This is a genomic window from Agrobacterium deltaense RV3, from assembly GCF_900013505.1.
GTDB classification, from domain to species: Bacteria; Pseudomonadota; Alphaproteobacteria; order Rhizobiales; family Rhizobiaceae; genus Agrobacterium; species Agrobacterium leguminum.
This window is the reverse complement of the sequence record NZ_LT009745.1, coordinates 1,226,597-1,250,528: the sequence shown is the minus strand read 5'-3', so window position 1 is coordinate 1,250,528 and position 23,932 is coordinate 1,226,597. Positions and strand designations below refer to the sequence as shown.

At 60.4% G+C, this 23,932-nt stretch carries 26 protein-coding genes; 15 read left to right on the top strand and 11 right to left on the bottom strand.

The window, feature by feature from the left end; translation table 11 throughout:
* Window positions 1-48 precede the first annotated feature (48 nt).
* Window positions 49-753: a metal-dependent hydrolase gene (locus AGR7B_RS06360; protein WP_065653963.1), complete on the bottom strand. Its 705-nt coding sequence runs from the start codon at window positions 751-753 to the stop codon at window positions 49-51.
* 84 nt (window positions 754-837) lie between these two features.
* Here AGR7B_RS06360 and AGR7B_RS06355 point away from each other — a divergent pair, with 84 nt between their 5' ends.
* Window positions 838-1,140, top strand: a complete 303-nt coding sequence (locus AGR7B_RS06355) for an alkylphosphonate utilization protein (protein WP_065653964.1) — start codon at window positions 838-840, stop codon at window positions 1,138-1,140.
* Between the two features lie 14 nt (window positions 1,141-1,154).
* Window positions 1,155-1,634, top strand: a complete 480-nt coding sequence (gene ruvX, locus AGR7B_RS06350; protein ID WP_065653965.1) for a Holliday junction resolvase RuvX — start codon at window positions 1,155-1,157, stop codon at window positions 1,632-1,634.
* Here the strand turns inward: ruvX and AGR7B_RS06345 are convergent.
* From AGR7B_RS06345 to AGR7B_RS06320, 7 genes are all read right to left on the bottom strand, one after another.
* Window positions 1,586-1,903, bottom strand: a complete 318-nt coding sequence (locus AGR7B_RS06345; RefSeq protein WP_003521478.1) for a DUF6105 family protein — start codon at window positions 1,901-1,903, stop codon at window positions 1,586-1,588. The genes ruvX and AGR7B_RS06345 overlap by 49 nt on opposite strands.
* Complete coding sequence (locus AGR7B_RS26425; protein ID WP_256366667.1) at window positions 1,900-2,034, bottom strand: hypothetical protein; 135 nt, start codon at window positions 2,032-2,034, stop codon at window positions 1,900-1,902. Before AGR7B_RS26425 ends, AGR7B_RS06345 begins: the two co-directional genes overlap by 4 nt.
* Window positions 2,035-2,305: 271 nt before the next feature.
* A complete protein-coding gene (locus tag AGR7B_RS06340) occupies window positions 2,306-2,950 on the bottom strand; it encodes a TetR/AcrR family transcriptional regulator (RefSeq protein WP_003521480.1) in 645 nt (214 codons plus the stop codon).
* A gap of 121 nt (window positions 2,951-3,071) precedes the next feature.
* Window positions 3,072-3,446 carry a type II toxin-antitoxin system RelE/ParE family toxin gene (locus AGR7B_RS06335; protein WP_080856271.1) on the bottom strand — a complete coding sequence of 125 codons (375 nt, stop codon included), beginning with the start codon at window positions 3,444-3,446 and terminating at the stop codon, window positions 3,072-3,074.
* Window positions 3,443-3,739 (bottom strand): type II toxin-antitoxin system ParD family antitoxin, encoded by a 297-nt coding sequence (locus AGR7B_RS06330; RefSeq protein ID WP_080856270.1) that lies wholly within the window; start codon window positions 3,737-3,739, stop codon window positions 3,443-3,445. The genes AGR7B_RS06335 and AGR7B_RS06330 overlap by 4 nt, the downstream gene beginning before the upstream one ends.
* A gap of 63 nt (window positions 3,740-3,802) precedes the next feature.
* Window positions 3,803-4,414 carry a GNAT family N-acetyltransferase gene (locus AGR7B_RS06325; RefSeq protein ID WP_020808933.1) on the bottom strand — a complete coding sequence of 204 codons (612 nt, stop codon included), beginning with the start codon at window positions 4,412-4,414 and terminating at the stop codon, window positions 3,803-3,805.
* A gap of 137 nt (window positions 4,415-4,551) precedes the next feature.
* Window positions 4,552-6,204 (bottom strand): acyl-CoA dehydrogenase family protein, encoded by a 1,653-nt coding sequence (locus tag AGR7B_RS06320; RefSeq protein ID WP_020808932.1) that lies wholly within the window; start codon window positions 6,202-6,204, stop codon window positions 4,552-4,554.
* A gap of 326 nt (window positions 6,205-6,530) precedes the next feature.
* Here AGR7B_RS06320 and AGR7B_RS06315 point away from each other — a divergent pair, with 326 nt between their 5' ends.
* The 5 genes from AGR7B_RS06315 (at window position 6,531) to dprA (ending at window position 11,258) form a co-directional block, all read left to right on the top strand.
* On the top strand, window positions 6,531-6,962 hold the full coding sequence (locus tag AGR7B_RS06315; RefSeq protein WP_080853180.1) for a DUF6841 family protein: 432 nt from the start codon (window positions 6,531-6,533) through the stop codon (window positions 6,960-6,962).
* Between the two features lie 236 nt (window positions 6,963-7,198).
* Window positions 7,199-8,140: an aspartate carbamoyltransferase catalytic subunit gene (locus AGR7B_RS06310; protein WP_080856269.1), complete on the top strand. Its 942-nt coding sequence runs from the start codon at window positions 7,199-7,201 to the stop codon at window positions 8,138-8,140.
* Window positions 8,137-9,429, top strand: a complete 1,293-nt coding sequence (locus tag AGR7B_RS06305; protein WP_080856268.1) for a dihydroorotase — start codon at window positions 8,137-8,139, stop codon at window positions 9,427-9,429. The genes AGR7B_RS06310 and AGR7B_RS06305 overlap by 4 nt, the downstream gene beginning before the upstream one ends.
* Window positions 9,430-9,477: 48 nt before the next feature.
* Window positions 9,478-10,095 (top strand): glycerol-3-phosphate 1-O-acyltransferase PlsY, encoded by a 618-nt coding sequence (gene plsY, locus AGR7B_RS06300; protein ID WP_065653971.1) that lies wholly within the window; start codon window positions 9,478-9,480, stop codon window positions 10,093-10,095.
* 20 nt (window positions 10,096-10,115) lie between these two features.
* Entirely contained in the window at window positions 10,116-11,258 is a 1,143-nt protein-coding gene (gene dprA, locus AGR7B_RS06295) for a DNA-processing protein DprA (protein WP_080856266.1), read from the top strand.
* On the opposite strand, the gene AGR7B_RS06290 is transcribed toward dprA, so the two are convergent.
* Entirely contained in the window at window positions 11,211-11,444 is a 234-nt protein-coding gene (locus AGR7B_RS06290; RefSeq protein WP_003521491.1) for a hypothetical protein, read from the bottom strand. The genes dprA and AGR7B_RS06290 overlap by 48 nt on opposite strands.
* A gap of 258 nt (window positions 11,445-11,702) precedes the next feature.
* On the opposite strand from AGR7B_RS06290, the gene topA reads away from it, so the two are divergent.
* From topA to rpmG, 6 genes are all read left to right on the top strand, one after another.
* On the top strand, window positions 11,703-14,387 hold the full coding sequence (gene topA, locus AGR7B_RS06285) for a type I DNA topoisomerase (protein ID WP_080856265.1): 2,685 nt from the start codon (window positions 11,703-11,705) through the stop codon (window positions 14,385-14,387).
* Entirely contained in the window at window positions 14,384-16,738 is a 2,355-nt protein-coding gene (gene rnr, locus AGR7B_RS06280) for a ribonuclease R (protein ID WP_078054007.1), read from the top strand. Before topA ends, rnr begins: the two co-directional genes overlap by 4 nt.
* A 44-nt stretch (window positions 16,739-16,782) precedes the next feature.
* Window positions 16,783-17,226 carry a DUF983 domain-containing protein gene (locus tag AGR7B_RS06275; RefSeq protein WP_020808926.1) on the top strand — a complete coding sequence of 148 codons (444 nt, stop codon included), beginning with the start codon at window positions 16,783-16,785 and terminating at the stop codon, window positions 17,224-17,226.
* Between the two features lie 62 nt (window positions 17,227-17,288).
* Window positions 17,289-17,915 carry an NUDIX hydrolase gene (locus tag AGR7B_RS06270; protein WP_003521495.1) on the top strand — a complete coding sequence of 209 codons (627 nt, stop codon included), beginning with the start codon at window positions 17,289-17,291 and terminating at the stop codon, window positions 17,913-17,915.
* A 17-nt stretch (window positions 17,916-17,932) separates the two neighbouring features.
* Window positions 17,933-19,099, top strand: a complete 1,167-nt coding sequence (locus AGR7B_RS06265; protein WP_161987842.1) for an MFS transporter — start codon at window positions 17,933-17,935, stop codon at window positions 19,097-19,099.
* A gap of 89 nt (window positions 19,100-19,188) precedes the next feature.
* The gene (gene rpmG / locus AGR7B_RS06260; protein WP_003496403.1) at window positions 19,189-19,356 is read left to right on the top strand and encodes a 50S ribosomal protein L33; all 168 of its coding nucleotides are present in this window, start codon (window positions 19,189-19,191) and stop codon (window positions 19,354-19,356) included.
* Between the two features lie 883 nt (window positions 19,357-20,239).
* Here the strand turns inward: rpmG and AGR7B_RS06255 are convergent.
* The gene (locus AGR7B_RS06255; RefSeq protein ID WP_020810655.1) at window positions 20,240-21,610 is read right to left on the bottom strand and encodes a PleD family two-component system response regulator; all 1,371 of its coding nucleotides are present in this window, start codon (window positions 21,608-21,610) and stop codon (window positions 20,240-20,242) included.
* 18 nt (window positions 21,611-21,628) lie between these two features.
* Window positions 21,629-22,000 (bottom strand): response regulator, encoded by a 372-nt coding sequence (locus AGR7B_RS06250; RefSeq protein WP_003521498.1) that lies wholly within the window; start codon window positions 21,998-22,000, stop codon window positions 21,629-21,631.
* A gap of 131 nt (window positions 22,001-22,131) precedes the next feature.
* Here AGR7B_RS06250 and AGR7B_RS06245 point away from each other — a divergent pair, with 131 nt between their 5' ends.
* Window positions 22,132-22,440, top strand: coding sequence for a DUF3572 domain-containing protein (locus tag AGR7B_RS06245; protein ID WP_078054010.1), 309 nt, complete (start codon window positions 22,132-22,134; stop codon window positions 22,438-22,440).
* 70 nt (window positions 22,441-22,510) lie between these two features.
* Window positions 22,511-23,794 carry a DNA polymerase IV gene (locus AGR7B_RS06240; protein WP_080856264.1) on the top strand — a complete coding sequence of 428 codons (1,284 nt, stop codon included), beginning with the start codon at window positions 22,511-22,513 and terminating at the stop codon, window positions 23,792-23,794.
* Window positions 23,795-23,932 lie beyond the last annotated feature (138 nt).

The following is a 23,932-nucleotide window of genomic DNA, read 5'->3' as shown; positions in this document are numbered from 1 at the left end:
CGCCAAACTGTATGGCGGTTTGCGGTCGCGACATGCACGGGCAAAATGTCAGAAGGACAGCGTATCGCCGGCCTTCGGCGTGTGGACGCGCGCTTGCGCCCCTTCCATGCCGGCCACGAACTTCTCCGGCGTCTGGTCGATGATCGGGAAGGAACCGTAATGGCAGGGAATGACATTGCCGAAATTGAAGAAGCGCTGGCATGCGAGCGCGGCGACGGCTCCGCCCATGGTGAAGCGGTCACCGATCGGCACAAGGCCGATATCCGGCTGATGCAGTTCATTGATGAGTTTCATGTCGGAAAAGATGTCGGTATCGCCCATGTGATAGACGGCCGGGCCGTCTTCGAAATGCAGCATCAGACCGTTGGCATTGCCGAGCGAATGGGAGACGCCGTCTTCGGTGATCTGGGCGGAGGAATGCAGCGCATTGGTGAAGGTGACGGAAAAACCATCGAAATGCACCGTGCCGCCGGTATTGCCCATATCGACCTTCGCGACGCCCTTGGCGGAAAGCCAGGCGGCAAGATCGGCATTTGCAAGAACCGTCGCGCCGGTTTCGCGGGCAAGCTGGACGGTATCGCCGACATGGTCGCCATGGCCGTGGGTCAGGAGAATATGGGTGATGCCTTCGGCTGCCGACTTTCCATCCTGTCCGACAAAACCGGGGTTACCGGTGAAGAACGGATCGATGAGTATCTTCGCGCTGCCGTTTTCGAGGCGGAAGGCGGAATGGCCGAGCCAGGTGATTTTCATGGGAAGTTCTCCTTTGTATTGCCGGTATATTATGACATAGGACGGCCTGAACAACCGCACTACCAATATTTAAGAGAGGCGACCATGGCCGCAAATGATGACGAGTACGTGTATGACGAGGCGACCGGTGAATGGCGACCGGCCTCCGAGCTGGCTGCAGAAGCGGCGCGTACGAATGAAGTGCGCGATGCGGCGGGCAATGTGCTGGCGGATGGCGATTCCGTCACCCTCATCAAGGATTTGAAGGTCAAGGGCACCAGCACGGTCATCAAGCAGGGTACCGTCATCAAGTCGATCCGCCTGACCGATAATCCGGAAGAGATCGATTGCAAACATGATGCGGTGAAGGGTCTGGTGCTGCGCACCGAATTCGTCCGCAAACGATAAGGACAACACGCGACATGGCAACACTCACCATTGAGGAACTGGCGCAGGCGCTTCAGCCGGGACAGGCGATTGCCGGCCTCGACCTTGGCACGAAGACGATCGGGCTTGCCATGTCGGACCTGTCGCGGCGTTTCGCAACGCCGCGCCCCGTCATCAAACGGGTGAAATTCACGCAGGATGCGGAAGTGCTGCTGGCCTTTGCCGAAAAGGAAAAAGTTTTCGCCTTCATCATCGGCCTGCCGATGAACATGGATGGTTCGGCCGGTCCCCGCGTGCAGGCGACGCGCGCCTTTGTGCGGACGATGAGCGAAAAAACCGCCCTGCCCTTCATTTTCTGGGATGAGCGGCTTTCGACGGTCGCGGCCGAGCGCGCATTGCTGGAAATGGACGTCTCACGCGCAAAGCGGGCCGAACGCATCGATTCGGCCGCCGCGAGCTTCATTCTTCAGGGCGCGCTGGACAGGCTTTCCGCACTCACCCGCGCGGCCGACTGACGGCCCTGCCACCAGGCCGCAATCTGCTTTCTCTTGCGGAAGGCAAGAATCGCAAAAACGATCAGGCTGTCAACGGCGATGGCGCGCGCCACCAGCGGCGGCAGGCTTTCCGGCGGCAGGCCGAGAATATTGCCGTAAATCTCGAACACCAGATCATGGGTCTGGCGTGTGAGCATGTAGAAGCCGAAGCTCATGTCGTAATAGGAAAGCCAGTACCAGCTACCCAGCAGCGCAACGGGACCGGCCCAGAGGATCAGAAACCACTTCATGCCGCCTGCCCCCGCACAAACATCGTATCGGGAACGCCGGCAAGCACCGCCCAGCGCACCACGGCCATAAGGCAGAGGTTCAGCGCCGGCGCGTCGATATCCAACGGCAGCATCACAAAAAACGTCATCATGACGCCTAAAGCTGTCCAGCGGCTCACTTGCGGCTCCCTTATGCGCAGTCATTGCGCATGGTTAACATTTCGTTAATCCACACTGGACCGGCAGCCATGGCGAGGCAAACGAAAGCTGTCATTATGGTTAACGACGGCGGCCGACATGTGGAAAAGAACGTGATCGCGTGAACGGCCGGATGCGCCGGGCATTTGCCGGCCCGATGAAAACATGACTGATTTTTTTAATGCGCAGGTCCAGGCGCGACCGTCTTCCGCCTGCGAAACCGGTTCAGCCGTAAACGCCGCGCACCAACCTTTTGACGGCAGTGGCTATCTTGTCCCAGTCCCGGTCTGATTTCAGCGGTACGCCAGCGAACTGACCGCTGGTCGCAGCGGAAATGACGAGGTGCTGAATGGCAGCGAACAGTACGGCATTGACCGCCGCTGTATCCACCCCCTTCGGCGCCGCCAGCGAACCGCGCATCCGCTCCAGCCACTTGCCCAGCGATTTGGCGCGGGCTTCGGCAAGCTGTCTCACCTGCGGTGAACCGTCAGACACTTCCCAGGCAATGATCTTGCAGACGAGAGGATCGCTGCGCAGCGCATCCATGAAATAAAGCGCCAGCTTTTCCATGAGGTCGCCATAGGTCAAAAGGAACATGCCGCCGGTATCTTCCGGAATGCGATCCTTCACCCATGAACCGAGGTCCTCGCCGATCGCCTCGATCAGGCCATCGAGGCCGCCGAAATAACGGTAGATGAGTTGCTTGTCGCAGCCGGCGCGGCGGGCAACGGCATTGATGCCAAAACCCTGAAATCCCTCTTCGGCAAGCAGCGACCGCGCCGCATTAAAAATCGCCTTCTCGGTCTGAGCGCGATCCTTGATGCGTTTTTCCGGTCTGTCGGCTGAAATCGCCTCTGCGGTCGCCAGCATGATTCCCTACCCGTGTTTTGAAAGGCCTCTCTCAACGGGTTAACAAAGCATGAAGGGAAGAACAACGCGGCGGGGCGGATGGACGGAAGGTTTTTGTGGATGAAGGTGACACCATGCGTTTTCAGCCGCTGACATCTCCATAGTCAACCGGGAGATGCCGCTCGATCTCCATGGAATCATGAAGAATGCGACCGATGCCCACCAAATCGGGATTCAACACGCGATAAAGCAACAGATGCCTCGGATATTTAACCAGGCCGGTTTCACTTCTCGCCCTTTCCCGGATGTAACGGAGATGGTAGCTGCGGACATCGTCTGCCACTTCCGGGCGGAGACTTGTTCCGGAGCGAAACGGATCCCGCGCAACATCACGCAGCGCCGTGACAAGCAATTTTTCGTAGCGTTTTCTAGCTGCGGCCCCAAATGTCGTGTGGGTCCATCCAAGAATTTCAATAATGTCCGATTGCGCGGCTTCGGACAGACGATACTTCGTCATGCCTTATCAGATTTGGCAAGGCGCGCTTCAGCGTCGCGCCCGAGAGCGGAAATGAAGTCGTCGAGATCATCCTCCGCCACATCCGTAAAACGGCCTTGATCAAGGTCTGCGAAGCCCTGTTGCGCCGCAGCCCTCAAGGCTTCCAATCTGGTCACCTCAAGGCGCTCGCGCCTTTCGATCAATCGTAAGCCCTCGCGCATCACTTCGCTGGCATTTTGATAGCGGCCAGATTTAACGAGTTCGTCTATGATCTCTTCGTGATGCTGTGTCAGAACGACGTTACGCGTCGGCATCAGAGCCTCCACCAGATATTAGCGACGTCCAACAATACCACCGATTGGCATAATCTGCCAATATTACTCCAGCGCCATGCCGAACCATACGCTGCCCGGCGTTTCGTGGCTTTCAAGGCGTTTGAACCCGCGGGTTTCCCAGAAGCGCATGCCCGCATGGTTGCGTTCGCTGGCGCCGAGGTGGATGCCGTAGACGTTGTTCTGTCTCGCCATATCTAGCCAGCGCGACAGAAGCCGGGTGCCGCCGCCCTTGCCCTGCGTGCGCGGCAGGAGGTTCATGTGGATATGGGCCGGAAACGGATCGGTGAGCCAGGCGGGTGTGCGGCGCGGATGGTGGATGAACTGGGCGCGGCGCTGGTCGGCGTCCCATGTCTGCTGGTCGCCGCCGGGATCGGGATAAAGGCTGCGCAGATGCGGCCACCATTCCCGCTCCAGCCGCTCTTCGTGCACCGCCGTATCGAGTGCGCCGACGATATAACCGCACACACCTTCCTCATCCTCCGCCACGAAAACGGCATCGGGCCAGAGATGCAGATAGGGGACGGAATAGATATGCCCGACCATGCGGCCGTCATTGTAAAGGGCGGTGGCGTCCTGCCCGGCATCGCCGGTTGCAAGGCTTATGGCGTAGAGCGCGTCTTCATCCTCGGCGCGGGCGGAACGGAAGGTCAGCATTGGCAGCCGCCTTCCCTTGCCGCGCATCGATGCGCGAAAGTGTCACGACAGATCAGAACACGCTTTACGCCATTGCTGTTTTTCAAATCCGAGACCCCTCCCGCCGGGACTGCAAAACCTTCATCCGCAAGCATCGGTCAAGATGCAGGCGGATAAAGAAGATCGATTATATAATTCGGATCGAAGCGGGAATCGAGCATGCCGTAAGTATGCCGCCAGCCGCCCGCGAGACGGGTCTCGAGGAAGGCATCGGCAATCTTGCCGGCGCCGAGACGGCAAAGCTCGGCGGCAGCGGCCGCAAGCGCGAACTGCTCCACCAGCAGGCGGGCCGCTCCCTCGTCGCGTTCGGCAAGGGCGATTGCGGCGCGCAGCACGTCGGTGGTCTTTTTGCCGGCTGCACCCAGATCGCGCTCCAGCGTCTGGAAAACGAGATCGAACAGATCCTTGCCGCGCTGGAGAACCCGCAGCACATCCAGCGCCATGACGTTGCCGGAGCCTTCCCAGATGGCGTTGACGGGCGCTTCGCGATAGTGGCGGGCAATCGGCCGCTCTTCCACGTAACCGTTGCCGCCAAGGCACTCCATGGCCTCATAGATAAGTGCCGGCGCGATCTTGCAGCACCAGTATTTCACGATGGGCGTCATCACCCGCGCATAGGCGGCCTCGGCCGGATTGTTGCGGGCAGCGTCGAATGCCGTCGCCAGCCGGAAGGAGAGCGCAGTGGCCGCCGCCACATCCAGCGCCATGTCGGCAAGAACGCGCGTCATGATCGGTTGCGTGACCAGCATCTTGCCGAAAACAGAACGGCCGCGGGCATAATGCACGGCTTCGGCAAGCGAGGCGCGCATCATGCCGGCGGAGGCAAGCGCGCAATCGAGCCGCGTCAGCGTCACCATGTCAAGAATGGTACGGATGCCGCTGCCGGGATCGCCCAGCAGATAACCGAAGGCATCGGTGAATTCGACTTCGGCGGATGCGTTGGAGCGGTTGCCGAGCTTGTCCTTCAGGCGCTGGAAATGCAGGCCGTTCTTTGAGCCATCCTCCAGATAACGCGGCACGAGGAAGCAGCCCATGCCGTCGCCCATCTGGGCGAGCATGACGAAACCGTCGCTCATCGGCGCGGAGAGGAACCACTTGTGACCGGACAGGCGATAGATGCCCTCGCCCACCCGCTCGGCCGTCGTGCGGTTGGCGCGCACATCCGTGCCGCCCTGCTTTTCCGTCATGCCCATGCCAATGGTGACGGCGGTTTTCTGCAGGGCAGGTTTCTGCGAGGAATCATATTTGCGCGAGAGAATCTTCGGCGCCCATTCCTTCTGCACGCGCGGCGAAGCCATGATGGCGGCGACGGAGGCGCTGGTCATGGTGAGCGGGCAAAGATGCCCGGCCTCAAGTTGCGAGGTCAGGTAGAATTTCGTGGCGCGGGCCTTGTGCTCATTGCCGCGCGTATCGGGAGAATTTTCCCAGACGCTGGAATGCAGGCCTGACGACATGGAACGGCGCATCAGCGCATGCCAGGCGGGGTGGAATTCCACCTGATCCAGACGCTCGCCGCGCGGGCCGTGGGTATGCAGCTGCGGCACGCCCTGATTGGCCATGCGCGCCAGTTCCTGCGCCTCATGCGACGTGACGTAACGGCCGAGCTGGTCGAACTCATCCCTTAGATTGCGCGACAGGCCGGAAGTGAGGTCGACGATCAGCGGATCGGAACGATAGGCGTTGATACCGGACCAGAGGCTTGGCTGGTTCAGTTCGGCGAGCGTTTCTTCTGTCCGGGAATTCTGGGTCATCCGCTGCTTCTAGCTGTTTTGTACTGGCGTTGCATAGTGGGGTGATATTGCATAATTCCACCCGCAGGAAGCGATTGAGACGATTAAACCGCCGCTTTCAGCATTTTTCGGGAGTGATCCTGATTTGGGTATCCGGCCCGGCGAGAATGCCAAACACGTTTCCGGCAAGATCAACGACAGTCCCCAAAAAAGCCGCGCAGAAGTTGCGGCAGCAACCGGCAGGCATGCGGATAAACGCATTCTCCATAATCTGCGGCCGGATGTGGAACCTGCGGCAGGCTTTTTCGGTTGGCGACTTTGCTGAACGGCTGCACAGGGAGGAGACCATGGAGGCCAGCGTAAGAAAGCTCTTCGAGCGATATGAGCGATTTTTCAATAAGTCTCTCAAGGGTGACATGGATATGGAGGAGGTCGCCTCCCTCTACGCCTCCGACTTTATCGCCGCCTCCCCCGCCGGGGTGATGACCGGAAAGAACGATGACCACTTGAAGCAGGTCATGATGAAGGGCTACGAGCGCTATCGGACGATCGGAACGAAGGAAATGCGGATACGCGACATCCGTATCTCGCCCATCGACGACCATCATTGCCTTGCCCATGTTGCCTGGACGGCGACCTTTGATCGCAAGCGGCAACCGGATGTCGCAATCGACTTCGATGTTCACTACTTCGTCCAGAGGCTGGACGGGGCGCCGAAAGTTTTCGGCTGGGCGTCAGGCGACGAACAGGCGCTTTTAAAGGAGCATGGCATCGTCTGACGCCTGCGCCTTCCATGGTCAGGCTGTTGCCTAGAGGGTTGGGGAAACATCGCCATGTTTTCATTTCAGGAGTTGCGGGCGCTTGCCCCGCGACCATGCAGTCTCTATAGAGCGCAGGACCGAATTCCGCCGCACTCCTGAGGCGTGTTCACAGCGAATGGGAGCGCACGGATCAGCATTCGGGCGTTCCGGGCATTTTCACGGGAAAATGCGGCGCCCGTCAGGAGGCAAACCGCATGGTCTTCTTCCCCCATCGCCATCTCCTCGGCATCAAGGGGCTTTCCCATCAGGATATTTCCCTGCTTCTCGACAAGGCCGACGAGGCGGTGAAAATCAGCCGCCAGCGCGAGAAAAAGACCTCGACGCTCCGGGGCCTGACGCAGATCAACCTGTTCTTCGAAGCCTCGACGCGCACGCAGTCCTCCTTCGAACTTGCCGGAAAGCGCCTTGGTGCTGACGTGATGAACATGTCGGTCGGCAATTCCTCGGTGAAGAAGGGCGAAACGCTGATCGATACGGCGATGACGCTGAACGCCATGCGCCCGGATGTGCTGGTGGTTCGCCACTCCTCCGCCGGTGCCGCCGCCCTTCTAGCGCAAAAGGTCGCCTGCTCCGTCGTCAATGCCGGCGATGGCCAGCATGAGCACCCAACGCAGGCGCTGCTCGACGCACTGACCATCCGCCGCGCGAAGGGCGAACTATCAGGCATTACGGTGGCGATCTGCGGTGACGTGCTGCATTCACGCGTCGCCCGTTCCAATATCATCCTGCTCAACCAGATGGGTGCGCGCGTTCGCGTCGTCGCCCCCGCCACGCTGTTGCCCTCCGGTATCCGCGACATGAGCGTGGAAGTCTTCCACGACATGAAAGAAGGGCTGAAGAACGCCGATGTGGTGATGATGCTGCGCCTGCAGCGCGAGCGCATGTCCGGCTCCTTCGTGCCTTCGGTGCGCGAATATTTCCATTATTACGGCCTCGATGCCGAAAAGCTGAAAGCGGCGAAGGAGGATGCGCTGGTCATGCATCCCGGCCCGATGAACCGCGGCGTGGAAATCGCCTCCGACGTGGCCGACGGTCCGCAGAGCGTGATCGAAAGCCAGGTGGAAATGGGGGTTGCCGTGCGCATGGCGGTCATGGAAACCCTGCTTGTCTCGCAAAATCAGGGTGAGCGCGTATGAGTGTCGTTACCGTTCTCAACAATCTCCGCATCGTCGATCCATCCCGAAATCTTGACGAGACCGGCAGTGTGATCATCGGTGCCGACGGCACCATTCTGGCGGCAGGCAAGGACGCCCATAATCAGGGCGCTCCCGAAGGGGCGACCGTTCGCGACTGCAAGGGTCTGCTGGCTGTTCCCGGTCTGGTGGACGCCCGTGTTTTCGTGGGTGAGCCTGGTGCCGAACACCGCGAAACCATCGAATCCGCCTCGCGCGCAGCAGCAGCCGGCGGCGTCACCAGCATCATCGTCATGCCCGATACCGATCCTGTTATCGATGACATCGCGCTGGTCGAATATGTGAAAAAGACGGCGCGCGACAAGGCGCTCGTCAATGTGCATCCCGCAGCAGCACTCACCAAGGGCCTGAATGGCGAGGAAATGACCGAATTCGGCATGCTGAAGGAAGCCGGCGCGGTGGCCTTCACCAACGGCCGCAAGGCGCTTTCCGACACGCTGGTGCTGCGCCGCGCCATGACCTATGCACGCGAACTGGGCGCAGTGATCGCGCTTGAGACGCGCGACAAATATATCGGCGGCGGTGACATGAACGAGGGGCTTTTCGCAAGCTGGCTCGGGCTGTCGGGTGTTCCGAAGGAGGCCGAGATCATCCCGCTGGAGCGCGACCTGCGCATTGCCGGGCTGACACAGGCGATCTACCACGCCGCCAAGATTTCCGTGCCCGAATCGGCGGAAGCGATCCGCGTTGCGCGGCAGCGGGGCGTCAAAGCCACCTGCGGCATCTCGATCAACCATCTGACGCTCAACGAGAACGATATCGGCGAATACCGCACCTTCTTCAAGCTTTCGCCGCCGCTGCGCGCCGAAGACGACCGTAAGGCCATGGTGGAGGCGCTGAAGGACGGCACCATCGACATTATTGTCTCCTCGCACGACCCGCAGGATGTCGACACCAAGCGGCTGCCGTTTTCGGATGCGGCGAGCGGCGCGGTCGGGCTTGAAACCCTGCTGGCGGCGGCGCTGCGCCTGCACCACAGCGGCGAAGTTCCGCTGATGCGGCTGATCGATGCGCTTTCCACCCGCCCGGCCAAGATTTTCGGACTGGATGCCGGAACGCTGAAGGTGGGTGCGAAGGCCGATATCACGCTGATTGACCTCGACGAGCCGTGGCTCGTGGCAAAGGAGCAGCTGGTCTCGAAATCCAAGAACACCCCGTTTGAGGATGCCCGTTTCAGCGGCCGCGCGGTTGCCACTTATGTGGCTGGCAAAGCCGTTCATTCCTTGGCATAAGATCACCGACAGAGATCACGCGGCCAGCGCGACAGAGGGGACGTTTGAATGAGTGCTTTGACTGACTGGCAGACGGCGCCTGCCCTTCTCGCGCTTGCAGCGCTGATCGGCTATCTGTTCGGTTCCATTCCCTTCGGCCTCATTCTTACCCGCATGGCGGGGCTGGGTGACGTGCGCAAGATCGGCTCCGGCAATATCGGCGCGACCAATGTGCTGCGCACGGGCAACAAGAAGCTCGCCGCCGCAACCCTGCTGCTGGACGCGCTGAAGGGCACGGCGGCGGTGTTGGTCGCCAATGCGCTCTGGGGTTACGAAGCGTCGCTGGTCGCCGGTTTCTTCGCCTTCCTCGGCCACCTGTTTCCGGTGTGGCTCGGCTTCAAGGGCGGCAAGGGTGTGGCAACCTATATCGGCGTGCTTTTGGGGGCCGCACCGCTGATGATGCTGGCCTTTGCGCTCATCTGGCTCGCAACCGCCTTCATCACCCGCTACTCGTCGCTGTCGGCGCTTTTGGCCATGCTGGTCATTCCCGTCGCCCTCTGGGTGCTCGGACCTGAAAAGACGGCTCTGCTGGTTACGCTGCTGAGTGCGATTTCATGGTGGAAGCACCGCGAGAACATCGCGCGCCTGCTGGCGGGCACTGAAAGCAGGATCGGGCAAAAGGGCTGAGGCCCATTTAAGGATGTGCCATGCCGCATGAGGAAACGACACGGCAGGGCATAGAGCTTTCCGCGCGGCAGCGGGTCGCGTGGCTGACGCTCATCCGCAGCGACAATATCGGCCCCGTCACCTTCCGCGAACTCATCAATCATTTCGGCAGCGCCGAAAAGGCGCTCGATGCCCTGCCCGAGCTTTCAAGGCGCGGCGGCTCGTCGCGCAGTCCGCGCATCGCGACGCAAGCGGAGGCGGAACGCGAGATCGAGACCGCGGAGAAATTCGGCGCGCGTTTCGTCGGCATCGGCGAGCCCGATTACCCACCTGCCCTGCGGCAGCTGGATGGCGCGCCGCCGCTGATCGCCATGAAAGGATCGGCAGCGACCGCGACAAGACCGAGCATCGGCATCGTCGGTTCGCGCAACGCCTCCATCAACGGCGCGAAATTCGCCGCCATGCTGGCGCGCGATTGCGGCCGCGCCGGCTATAGCATCGCTTCGGGGCTGGCGCGCGGCATTGATGCGGCCGCACACCGGGCAAGCCTTGCAACCGGCACGGTTGCCATGCTGGCCGGTGGTCTCGACCGCCCCTACCCGCAGGAAAATTTCGGGCTTTTGCAGGAAATATATGACCAGGGCGGCGCGACGATCAGCGAAATGCCCTTTGGCTGGGAACCGCGCGCCCGCGATTTTCCCCGCCGCAACCGATTGATCGCCGGCGTCTCCCTCGGTGTCGTCATCGTCGAAGCGGCGGAGCGCTCCGGTTCGCTGATAACGGCAAGGCTTGCCGGAGAAGCGGGGCGGCTCGTTTTCGCCGTACCCGGCTCCCCGCTCGATGCACGCTGCGAGGGCACCAACCGGCTGATCAAGGAAGGCGCGATGCTGACCACGGGCGCGGCTGATATTCTGGAAGCGCTGCGGCCGCTGATGGAGCCGCAATTGCCCTATGAACGCAAGATCGAGGAACCGAGATCCGACACGGAGATGTCACCACCAGGGGACGACGAGCGCAGCATCATCGCCGCCGCTCTCGGTCCCTCGCCTGTGGAAACGGACGATATCATCCGTCACACAGGTTTTTCCGCTGCAACCGTTCACCTGGTGCTGCTGGAGCTTGATATCGCCGGACGTCTAAACCGGCATGCCGGGGGGCGTGTGTCGCTCTTCATCGCGGATTGACAGCTTGCGCCGTCCGCTCTGGATATCGCCGACTTCGACATAGGCCATCTCGATCAGATAACACAGCATGTCGGCCCCCTCGCGGCTTGCGACCTGCCGCAGTTCCGCGAGCATCTGGCGAATGTAAGCCAAGTTCTCTCTGGTCCCTTCATTATCGGCATTATTGTTTGTTGCGTTGGGGACCATATATCTATCCTGCAAAATTTGCCTGAAACGAAGAGCAATAAGTCGATTCAAATGATGTTGCCCATCATAACCAATTTACCAAAGATTGCAATACAACAATAGATTATCCATAGGTTGCAATCACCTTGAAGCGATAAAATCGGCCTTGCCTCTTGACCCGCGCGCATTACCTGTCCATGTCGAAATATAAAGAAGGCGAATTGCGGCATTGCGCCGTGACCCGGCCACGTTAACGGACCAGTTCCAGAGAAAAACAATATGAATGTCGTCGTCGTAGAATCTCCTGCCAAAGCCAAGACGATCAACAAGTATCTTGGCTCGGGCTACAAGGTTCTTGCATCCTTTGGCCACGTCAGAGACCTTCCTGCCAAGGACGGATCGGTGCTGCCCGACCAGGATTTCGAAATGTCCTGGGAGGTCGACAGCGCATCCGCCAAGCGCATGAAGGATATTGCCGATGCGGTAAAATCCTCCGACGGCCTCATTCTCGCAACCGACCCGGATCGCGAAGGCGAGGCCATTTCCTGGCACGTTCTCGATCTTTTGAAGAAGAAGCGCGTCCTCGGCGACAAGCCGGTAAAACGCGTGGTCTTCAACGCCATCACCAAAAAGGCCGTGCTGGACGCCATGGCGAACCCGCGCGACATCGATGTGCCGCTGGTCGACGCCTATCTCGCCCGCCGCGCGCTGGATTATCTCGTCGGCTTCAACCTGTCGCCGGTGCTGTGGCGCAAGCTGCCCGGCGCGCGTTCCGCCGGCCGCGTTCAGTCGGTTGCGCTGCGTCTCGTCTGCGACCGCGAATCCGAGATCGAGCGTTTCGTCTCTGAGGAATACTGGAACATCAGCGCACTTCTGAAGACACCGCGCGGTGACGAGTTCGAAGCCAAGCTGGTTTCGGCCGATGGCAAGCGCCTGCAAAGCCGCTCGATCAAGACCGGAGACGACGCGAACCGGCTGAAGGCGCTGCTGGAAGGCGCGAGCTATGTCGTTGAAAGCGTCGAGGCGAAACCGGTCAAGCGCAATCCCGGCCCGCCCTTCACCACTTCGACGCTGCAGCAGGCGGCCTCCTCGCGCATGGGCTTTTCCGCCTCGCGCACCATGCAGGTGGCGCAGAAGCTTTACGAAGGCATCGATATCGGCGGCGAGACTGTCGGTCTGATCACCTATATGCGTACCGACGGCGTGCAGATGGCCCCGGAAGCGATCGATGCCGCCCGCCGCGCCATTGGCGAGCAGTTCGGTGGCCGTTACGTGCCGGAAAAGGCGCGTTTCTATTCCACCAAGGCCAAGAACGCCCAGGAAGCGCACGAGGCGATCCGCCCGACCGATTTCAACCGCACGCCGGATCAGGTGAAGCGTTACCTCGATCCCGATCAGTTGCGTCTTTATGACCTGATCTGGAAGCGCGGCATAGCGAGCCAGATGGCCTCGGCGGAAATCGAGCGGACGACGGTGGAAATCCTCGCCAGCAATGGCGGCGAAAAGGCAGGCCTGCGCGCCGTCGGCTCTGTCATCCGCTTCGACGGTTTCATCGCCGCCTATACCGACCAGAAGGAAGATGGCGAACAGAGCGATGACGGTGACGACGAAGGCCGTCTGCCGCCGATCAACGAGCGCGAGAATCTCGCCAAGCAGAAGATCAACGCCAGCCAGCACTTCACCGAACCGCCCCCGCGTTATTCGGAAGCCTCGCTGATCAAGAAGATGGAAGAACTCGGCATCGGCCGTCCTTCCACCTATGCGGCAACGCTGAAGACGCTGAGCGACCGTGAGTATATCGTCATCGATAAGCGCAAGCTGATACCGCATTCGCGCGGCCGGCTGGTGACGGCTTTCCTCGAAAGCTTCTTTACCAAGTACGTCGAATACGACTTCACCGCCGCGCTTGAAGAAAAGCTCGACCGGATTTCCGCCGGCGAACTGGACTGGAAGCAGGTTCTGCGCGATTTCTGGAAGGATTTCTTCGCGCAGATCGAAGACACCAAGGAACTGCGTGTCACCAACGTTCTGGATGCGCTGAACGAGGTTCTGGCGCCGCTGGTCTTCCCCAAGCGCGAGGACGGTTCCGATCCGCGCATCTGTCAGGTTTGCGGCACCGGCAATCTTTCGCTGAAGCTCGGCAAATACGGCGCTTTCGTCGGTTGCTCCAACTATCCGGAATGCAACTACACCCGCCAGCTGACCTCGGACGGTTCGGAAGCGGAAGCTGCCGCATCGAACGAGCCGAAGGCGCTGGGTGCCGATCCGATGACCGGCGAGGAGCTGACGCTGCGCTCCGGCCGTTTCGGGCCCTATATCCAGCGCGGTGACGGCAAGGAGGCCAAGCGTTCCTCGCTGCCCAAGGGCTGGAAGCCTGAAGATATCGACCACGAAAAGGCCTTAGCGCTTATCAACCTGCCGCGCGATATCGGCAAGCACCCGGAAACCGGCAAGATGATTTCCGCCGGTCTCGGCCGCTACGGGCCGTTCCTGCTGCATGACGGTTCCTATGCGAACCTCGAAAGCATCGAGGACGTGTTCTCTATCGGCCTCAACCGCGCCGTGACTGTCATTGCCGAAAAGCAGAGCAAGGGACCGGGTCGCGGCCGCAGCGGCACGCCGGCGGCGCTGAAGGAACTGGGCGACCATCCCGATGGCGGCTCGATCACCGTTCGCGATGGTCGTTATGGCGCTTACGTCAACTGGGGCAAGGTCAACGCCACCATTCCGAAGGGTCAGGACCCGGCTTCCGTGACGCTGGACGAGGCGCTGGTGCTGATTGCCGAGCGCATTGCCAAGACCGGCACCGGGGGCAAGCCTGCCAAGGGCAGGAAGACAACTGCCAAGAAGGCCGATGGTGACGCCGCAGCAAAGCCGAAGGCGACCAAGGCCAAGGCGGCAACGAAGAGCAAGACGGCCGCCAAGCCGAAGGCAGCGGCCAAACCCAAGAAGGCAGCAGAGTGAGCAAAGCGCCGCGTCAGAGACAGGGTTCCGCCAGCGACGGTTTCGGACGCACCGGGCGCGGCAAGCGGGTCAGTGAAGGTGAAGGCATCATCCATGGCGAGGTGCCGTCCCGCGAGGTGCTGCTGAAATTCATCGCCGACCATCCGCAACAGGCCTCCAAGCGGGAAATCGCCAAGGCTTTCGGGCTGAAAGGCGAGAACCGCGTCGTTCTCAAAGCGCTGCTGAAAGAGCTTGAAGCCGACGGCATGGTGCAGAAGAGCCGCAAGTCGCTGACGCGGCCGGGCGGCCTGCCGCCGGTCACGGTTCTCGATATCACCACCCGTGACAAGGACGGCGAATTGATCGGCCGGCCGGCGGAATGGCCCGAGGATCAGGGCGCGGCGCCGGCCGTGCTCATCCGCCAGTCATCGCAGGATCGCGGCAAGAAGGCCCCGGCGGCGGGTCTTGGCGACCGCATTCTGGCGAAAATCTTCCCCTCCAAGGAAAGCTCCGGCCCGGCCTATACGGCCCGCGTCGTAAAGCTGATCGACCGCCGGCAGAATGCTCTGCTCGGCGTGTTCAAGGAGACGGCCGGCGGCGGCGGACGGCTGATGCCGATCGACCGGCGCGGTGAGGAAATGGTCATCGACCCCGATGGCGTCGGCGATGCCAAGGACGGCGATCTGATCGAGGTGGAAACCTCGCGCAACAGCGGCCGTTACGGGCTGACGCGCGCCAAGGTGCTGTCGGTCATCGGCTCCGTTGCCTCGGAAAAGGCGATCTCGATGATCGCGATCCATTCCCACGGCATTCCGCATATCTTTCCCTCGAACGTTCTTGCCGAGGCGGATGCCGCCAAGGCGGCCAGCATGTCGCACCGCGAGGACTGGCGCGACCTGCCGCTCATCACCATCGATCCGGCCGACGCCAAGGACCATGACGATGCGGTCTATGCCGAGCCCGACACTTCGCCCGACAATCCTGACGGTGTCATCGTCACCGTCGCCATTGCCGATGTCTCCTGGTATGTGCGTTCCGGTTCGCCGCTGGACCGCGAAGCGCTGAAACGCGGCAACTCGGTCTATTTCCCCGACCGCGTCGTGCCGATGCTGCCGGAGCGCATTTCCAACGATCTCTGCTCGCTGAAGGAAGGCGTCGACCGCCCTGCCCTTGCGGTGCGGATGACCTTCTCTAAGGAAGGGCGCAAGGCCGGCCATACCTTCCATCGCATCATGATGAAGAGCGCTGCGAAGCTCTCCTACCAGCAGGCTCAGGCCGCCATTGACGGCAAGCCCGACGATAAGACCGGACCGCTGCTGGAGCCGATCCTCAAGCCCCTGTGGCACGCCTATGAGGTGATGAAGCGAGGCCGTGACCGGCGCCAGCCGTTGGAACTTGACATGCCCGAGCGCAAGATCAAGCTGCGCCCCGATGGTACCGTCGACGCGGTCGTAATTCCCGAACGGCTGGACGCCCACAAGCTGATCGAGGAAATGATGATCCAGGCGAATGTCGCCGCCGCCGAGACGCTGGAAAAGAAGAAGCAGCCGCTGGTCTATCGCGTCCACGATGCGCCCACGCTTTCCAAGCAGGAGGTGCTGCGCGAATTCCTCGGCACCATCGGCATTTCCATGGCCAAGGGTGCGGCCATGCGCGCCAATTCCTTCAACGGCATTCTGGCCCGCGCGCTCGATACACCGCACCAGATCATGGTCAACGAGATGGTGCTGCGCAGCCAGAGCCAGGCGATCTACAGCCCGGAGAATATCGGCCATTTCGGCCTCAACCTGATGAAATATGCGCATTTCACCTCGCCGATCCGCCGTTATGCCGACCTCATCGTGCATCGCGCGCTGGTCGGGTCGCTTGGCCTCGGCGAAGGCGGCATCACACCGCAGGAAGAGGCGACGCTGGATAACATCGCCGCTGAAATCTCGACCTTCGAGCGGCGCGCCATGGCAGCAGAGCGCGATACCGTCAACCGGCTGATCGCGCATCATCTTTCCGAACGGGTGGGTGAAGAATTCGAGGGCCGCGTCGGCGGTGTCACCAAGGCGGGACTTTTTGTCGCGCTTCCGCAATTTGGCGCGGACGGTTTTGTTCCTATATCTACACTCGGAACCGATTATTTCCTTTACGATGAGGCCCATCAGGCCCTGACAGGAGAGAAGACGGGCCTCGGATACCAGCTTGGCGATACGGTTCAGGTGCGGCTTGCGGAAGCGGTGCCTTTGGCAGGCGCGCTTCGTTTCGATATGCTGAGCCCGGGGCGCAAGATGCCGGTCGGCTCGCGGTCGTTCCACAAGGCAGGCCGGCGAACGTCGCGTTCTGCCGCAAAGCCCGGGACGCGGCCGCCCAGAAGGCGACGGTAACAAGACCGCTGCAGGCGGTTCAAAAACGGGAGAAGGACTTAAGGATGAGTGCACATCAGGGCTCGGAAACAGTCACCTTCGGAGACGATAGCGCGGAACGGCCGCTTGGCCGCTCGATCATGCGGGGAATGGCCAATCGCTGTCCTGCGTGCGGCAGCGGACGCCTGTTCCGGGCCTTTCTGAAGCCGGTGGATGCCTGTGCCGCCTGCGGCGAAGAAATGCACCACCACCGGTCCGATGACCTGCCGCCCTATATTTCCATCGTCATCATCGGCCATATCGCCGTCGGCGGTTTCATGATGACCGATATGGTGTTTTCCGTTCCCATGTGGGTGCATTTCGCCATCTGGGTGCCGATCACCGTTCTCGCCGCACTTTTGACGCTGCAACCCATCAAGGGCGGCGTCATCGGCCTGCAATGGGCGCTGAAGATGCACGGCTTCGACCGAAAACAGCAAAAAGCGCAGATCGACGGCTCGTCTCACTGACGGCGGGCGGGACCTTGCAGGTGACTCAGCTTCCCCGGCGTGCCGAAACGGCGAGCGCGCCCATGCGGCCGCGCGACGCCGCCTCCATCATTCTTTTCGACCGCTCCGGCTCGCAGCTCAGGGTACTGATGGGCCAGCGCAGCAGCGCTCATGTCTTCATGCCGGGCGCCTATGTGTTTCCCGGCGGCAAACGCGATCCGCGCGACCATGCGCTGCCCTTTTCGGGCGATCTGCATCCCGCCGTCCTCCACAGCCTCACCGCCTCCGCGGCGCGGCGGCTGAGCGCTGCTGGCGCGAGAGCTCTGGCGCTTGCCGCCGCGCGCGAACTTTTCGAGGAAACCGGTGTGGATCTCGGCTTGAGCACCAGGGGCCCCGATCTTTCCCGTTTCCGATATGTGGCCCGCGCTATCACCCCACCCGGCAATGTGCGGCGCTACGACACGCGATTCTTCTGCTGTTATGCCGACGAATTGCGGCTGGATACCCGGCTAACCCGTGATTCTGACGAGTTGCACAATGTGCAATGGCTTGACATGACAGACCTTTCCGGTCTGAACATGCCGAAAATCACGCGCACGGTTCTCGAAGATGTCACAAAACTCATGATAGGTGATCCCTCATTGCCCTTTGAAAGCCCCGCGCGGCTCTATGTCACGCGCCACGGCCGGTTCATTCGAGACTTTGTATAAAGGCCGTCATGTCACAAATGAAATGCGAAGAAGCGGACGCCATTCACTGGCCCTCACTGATCGCCGCCATTTCCGCCATCAGTGCGGTCGGTGTCGCCATCGGCCTTGGCCTTCCGCTCCTGTCGATCATCCTTGAGAAGCGCGGCATCTCTTCCACCATGATCGGGGTGAATTCGGCCATGGCCGGCGTCGCGGCGATGATGGCGGCCCCCGTGACCACCAAGATCGCCCATGATTTCGGCGTGGCGCGAACCATGCTGTTCGCAGTCGTCATTTCGGCGCTGAGCGCGCTCGGTTTTTATTTCGCCGAGGCCTTCTGGATGTGGTTTCCGCTGCGAATCGTTTTCCATGGCGCCACCACTACGCTTTTCATTCTCTCCGAATACTGGATCAACATGACCGCGCCGCCCAGAAAACGCGGCATGGTTCTCGGCATCTACGCCACCGGCCTTGCGGTCGGTTTCGCGGTCGGTCCGCTGCTGTTTTCCGTGGTCGGCAGCGAAGGCATATTGCCGTTTCTGGTCGGCGCGGCGATCATCCTGCTCGCCGCGATCCCGATCTTCATGGCGCGCGGCGAAAGCCCGGAGCTGGACGAAGGACCGAACCACCATTTCGTCCGTTATGTTTGGCTGGTGCCCATGGCGTCCGCGGCGGCCTTCGTCTTTGGCTCGGTGCAGGCCGGCGGCCTTTCGCTGTTTCCGATCTATGCGACGCGGGAGGGCTTCAACGAATCGCAGGCAGCGCTTCTCCTCACCGTGATGGGCATCGGCAATATGGTCTTCCAGATACCGATCGGCCTGCTTTCGGACCGGATGAAGGACCGGCGGACGATGCTGGGGCTGATGGCCTTTGCCGGCGTCTGCGGCACGCTGGCGCTGCCTTTCCTGGTGGAAAGCTGGCTTCTGGTGGCGGCCCTGCTGCTGTTCTGGGGCGGGCTGGTCTCCGGCATGTATACTGTAGGCCTCACCCATCTCGGATCGCGCCTGAAAGGCGCCGATCTGGTCGCCGCCAATGCCGCCTTCATCTTCTGTTACGCCGTCGGCACGATTGCGGGGCCGCAGGCCGTGGGCATTTCCATGGACCTTGCCGGAACCGACGGCTTTGCCTGGTCGCTGGCGGTATTTTTCGGGCTTTACGTGGTGCTTTATATCGTCCGTTTTGTTTTCCGGGCAAAACAGGCTTGACTTTTCAGGCGCGATACGTAGTTTCGCGCCAGATTTAGCCGAGGTGAGAAGCGCCTGCGGCTTCTCTTTTGTTTAAAGGCAGGACGACCATGGCGAAAGCTACAACAATCAAGATCAAGCTGCTGTCGACAGCCGACACCGGTACCTTCTACGTCACCACCAAGAACAGCCGTACGTTCACGGACAAGATGACGAAGACGAAGTACGACCCGGTTGTACGCAAGCACGTTGAATTCAAGGAAACCAAGATCAAGTAATTTCTTGATCGGTCTCCGACAAAAGCGCGCCCAACGGGCGCGTTTTTTGTTTGTGCCGAAGGAAGAGGCTGCCATCAGCCTTGTCGCGCCCAGAGGCGTTCCAGACGGCCAATAAGGCCCGCCTCCCCGCTCCCCGGAAATTGCCGCCGTCACTGGCAAAGCGCGCGAGCAGCCATGGGTAAGTCCGACCATATGGCCTGACGCCCCACCCGCCGCCGCAATCATTCAGATGCTCGGAAGAAGTATCCCAAGGGCTACACATCCGCCCCTGCCCCGTATCACGACCTCGCACATGACGTGAACGGAGACGACCGTATAAGCCGCTAAGCTGCGACACGCGCATCACGAACAGGCAGTTCCGGAAGAAGGCGGTCGGCCAACGATGCGATTACGGCACGAGGAACCGATTCGGACATCGTCAGCCGACCGACCCCACGATTCAGGAGATGCGGCGGACCTGAGCATCATGGGGCATTCAAACTACGCAATACCAGCCCCTGACGAGCGAAATCGCGACGGCTAAAGCCGCTATCATTCATCATCACAAGACGGATAAACCGCCGGAAGAACTGTTACTCTCAATAGGAGTGTGCGCAGAAGTAAAATAAAAATCAACAAATTCTTAAGCCAGAGATACATCACCTGGGAAACATGGTTAAGTATACAAAGCTGGTACACTATAGTTGCCGAAGAGATTGAATTCAACGTATTTTTCAACTTGAACTCTATTTATATCGTCAATCTGCATCTTTTCATTGCAAAGCGATAAAATACGTCCAAGGTCAATGGCTTGCAGTCTTGCGACGGCCGCCCCGTATTCCCGAACAACTATTTCGCCGAGATATGACGGAGAGATTGCGCAATATTTTATGCAATCTGACGCTCAAGCAGCGGCAGCAACGACGCGGTTGCGGCCGGCGTGTTTCGCCTCGTAGAGCGCCTTGTCCGCCTGCTTCAGGATTTCGTCCGGCGCGCCGAAGGCGCCGCTGCTGGTGGCGATGCCGAGGGAGGCGGTGATGCTCAATTCCCGGTCGATGGAACGAACATAAAAAGGCTTGTCCTCGACTATCGCCCGCAGGCGCTCGGCGACGCTTGCCGCAAGCTCCATCGGCGTATCGGGCATGACGACGACGAACTCCTCCCCGCCATAACGGCAGGCGAGATCCGCGCCGCGCACCGTGCTGCGGATGCGCGCTGCAAACTCCCGCAGCACCTCATCGCCGACATCGTGACCATAGGTGTCATTGACCAGCTTGAAGCGGTCTATATCGGTCATGCAGATCGAAATCGGGCGGCCGCGAACGGCAGCACGGTCGAAGAGTATCTTGAGGTGGTTGTCGAGGTAACGGCGATTGTTGAGGCCAGTCAGCCCGTCGACAATGGCGAGTTCCATCGTGTGCTGGAGATTGAGCCGCAGATGTTCGTTGTAGCGCTTGCGCCTGATCTGCGTCAGCGACCGGGCGACGAGTTCGTTCGGATCGATCGGGCGGAGAATATAGTCATTCACGCCAAGATCAAGCGCCCGCGCCACCATATCGTCCGCCCCCTGCTCCGCCACCAGAAGAAGCGGCAGGAAACGGGTGCGTTCCAGTGAGCGAAGCTGCGAGCACAGCCGCAGCGGATCGTAATTCTCGAAATTGGAATTGACGATGACGAGCTCGAACGGATTACCCGCGGCCTTGAGCAAGGCCGCCTGCGGCTCGGTGACGGCATCGACCTCGGCAACCGGCTTCAGCGCCCGGACGATACGTTCCTGCGAGCTGGCGCGGCCATCCGCAACCAGCACGCGACCGGGTGTCTGCATCAGGCCATCGCTGCGCAGCATCTCCTCGATGCCGATCTGCCGTGCGGTTTCGGCACGCAGCCGCAATTCATCGCTGACGGCCTTGAGGCGCACGAGGCTTTTGACACGGGCGATGAGCTGAAGGTCATTCACCGGCTTGGTGAGAAAATCGTCGGCGCCAGCCTTTAGTCCGCGCACGCGGTCTGACGGCTGATCGAGCGCCGTGACCATCACCACCGGAATATGGGCGGTATTCGGATTGGCCTTCAGCCTTTCGCAGACCTCGAAACCATCCATGCCCGGCATCATGATATCCAGCAGGATGATATCGACCTGCTCTTCGTCGCAGATCGCCAACGCCTTGAAGCCATCCTCGGCGGTAACGACATCAAAATATTCCGCCAGAAGACGGGCTTCGAGAAGCTTCACATTGGCCGGAATATCGTCAACAACCAGAACTCTCGCCGTCATAACCGTTCCCCAGTCGCCTCACGCATCGCCCAGATAAGTCTTGATGACTTCGATGAACTTCGGAACGGAAATCGGCTTCGACACATAGGCCTCGCATCCGCCCTGGCGAATCCGTTCCTCATCGCCCTTCATGGCGAAAGCCGTGACCGCGATGACCGGAATGACATGCAGCTCGTCATCTTCTTTCAGCCATTTCGTCACTTCCAGCCCCGAAACTTCCGGAAGCTGGATATCCATGAGGATGAGGTCCGGGCGGTGCTTGCGGGCGAGATCGAGCGCTTCCATGCCGTTGCGCGTCTGGATGGTCGTATAACCGGACGCCTCGATCAGGTCGCGAAAGAGCTTCATGTTCAGCTCGTTGTCTTCGACTATCATGACCTGCTTGGGCATGGTGAGCAGTCCCCGTTTCGCTTTGAAACCTTCATCCAGACATATAAGTTGCCAGAGAACCGATTCCATCGTCCATTTGTTGCGCAAGGCTAGAGGGATTTGGTTTCAAAATAGGTAACTTCGGGGAAGAAATGCTGCGCGATACGAAAAACAAAGGCAATGCCGGCCAGGATCCGCAAGAAACGGCAGCCGCCATACTTGGCTGGCTGGCAAACGAGCCGGAAATGCTGGCGCGTTTTCTGGCGCTGAGCGGGTTGCAGGCCAATATGCTGCGCCAGGCCGTCAACGATCACGGCTTTCTTGCCGGCCTCACCGATTTTCTGATGAGCCATGAACCGGACCTGATGGCGTTTTGCGCCGCGACCGATACTTCCCCCGAAACAGTGGCGGCCGCCTGGCATCACTTTTCCGGGCCGGGGCTGGATTCAGGCGTGTATTGACGGGGTGCCCCCTTGAGCCGTTGTCACGGCCGGAGTATGGTCGGCAACGTTCTGGTTTTGTTTTCGCCCCATGTCCACGTCGCAACCCTATGATCCCGGTTTTTGCCGCGACTGTCTGGCCGGCCAGCCAGAGGGGCTGAGGCGTTGCCGCGCCTGTGGCAGCCCGCGCCTTGTTTATCATGCCGAACTCTACGATCTGAGCATTGCCCATATCGACTGCGACGCTTTTTATGCCTCCGTTGAAAAACGGGACAATCCGGAACTGGCCGACAAGCCTGTGATCGTTGGCGGCGGCAAACGTGGGGTGGTTTCCACCGCCTGTTATATCGCCCGCATTCACGGCGTGCGTTCCGCCATGCCCATGTTCAAGGCACTGGAAGCCTGTCCTGACGCCATCGTCATCAAGCCGGATATGGAAAAATACAGCCGTGTCGGACGCGAAATCCGGGCGATGATGCAGGAATTGACGCCGCTCGTGCAGCCGCTTTCCATAGACGAGGCGTTTCTCGATCTTTCCGGCACCGAGAAGCTGCATCACGATCCACCGGCCCGTGTGCTGGCAAAATTCGCTAGGCGCGTGGAAAAGGAAGTGGGCGTGACCGTTTCAGCCGGGCTTTCCTACTGCAAATTTCTGGCCAAGGTCGCGTCCGACCTGCAAAAACCGCGCGGCTTTTCGGTGATCGGCGAAACGGAGGCGCTGTCCTTTCTGGCGACACGACCGGTGACGACCATCTGGGGGGTGGGCAAGGCCTTTGCGGCGACGCTGGAGGCGGACGGTATCCGCATGATCGCGCAGTTGCAGGAGATGGAGGAAAACGAGCTGATGCGCCGTTATGGCGTGATGGGGCAACGCCTCTTCCGGCTTTCGCGCGGCATCGACGAGCGGCACGTGCACAATAACGACCCCGTCAAAAGCGTCTCTTCCGAAACCACCTTCTTCAACGATATTTCCCGTCATGAGGATCTGGTGCCGATACTGCGCTCGCTTTCCGAAAAAGTTGCCTGGCGGCTAAAGAAGAGCGGCATTGCCGGCCAGACGGTGGTGCTGAAGATGAAGACGGCAGACTTCAAGCTCCGCACCCGCAACCGCAAGCTGGACGACCCTACGCAGCTTGCCGACCGGATTTTCCGCAGCGGCCTTTCGCTGCTGGAAAAGGAAACGGACGGCACCAGGTTCCGCCTCATCGGGATCGGCGTCAGCGATCTGCGCGACGCGGGCCTCGCCGATCCGCCCGATCTCGTCGACAAACAGGCGGGGCGCCGGGCTGCGGCGGAAGCGGCGATGGACAAGCTGCGCGACAAGTTCGGCAAGGGCAGCGTCGAGACCGGCTATACGTTCGGAACGCGCAAATAACAGTTGCGGGATTGTGTGACAGGTCGCGCAATCGTGCGCTCACCGCCTCGCGCCGGATATATTTTAGATTTTACACAAATTAGTGATGTTGCGAATGAGCGGTCCTTAAACTTCATTAAACTTCGCGTGATTGAGTGA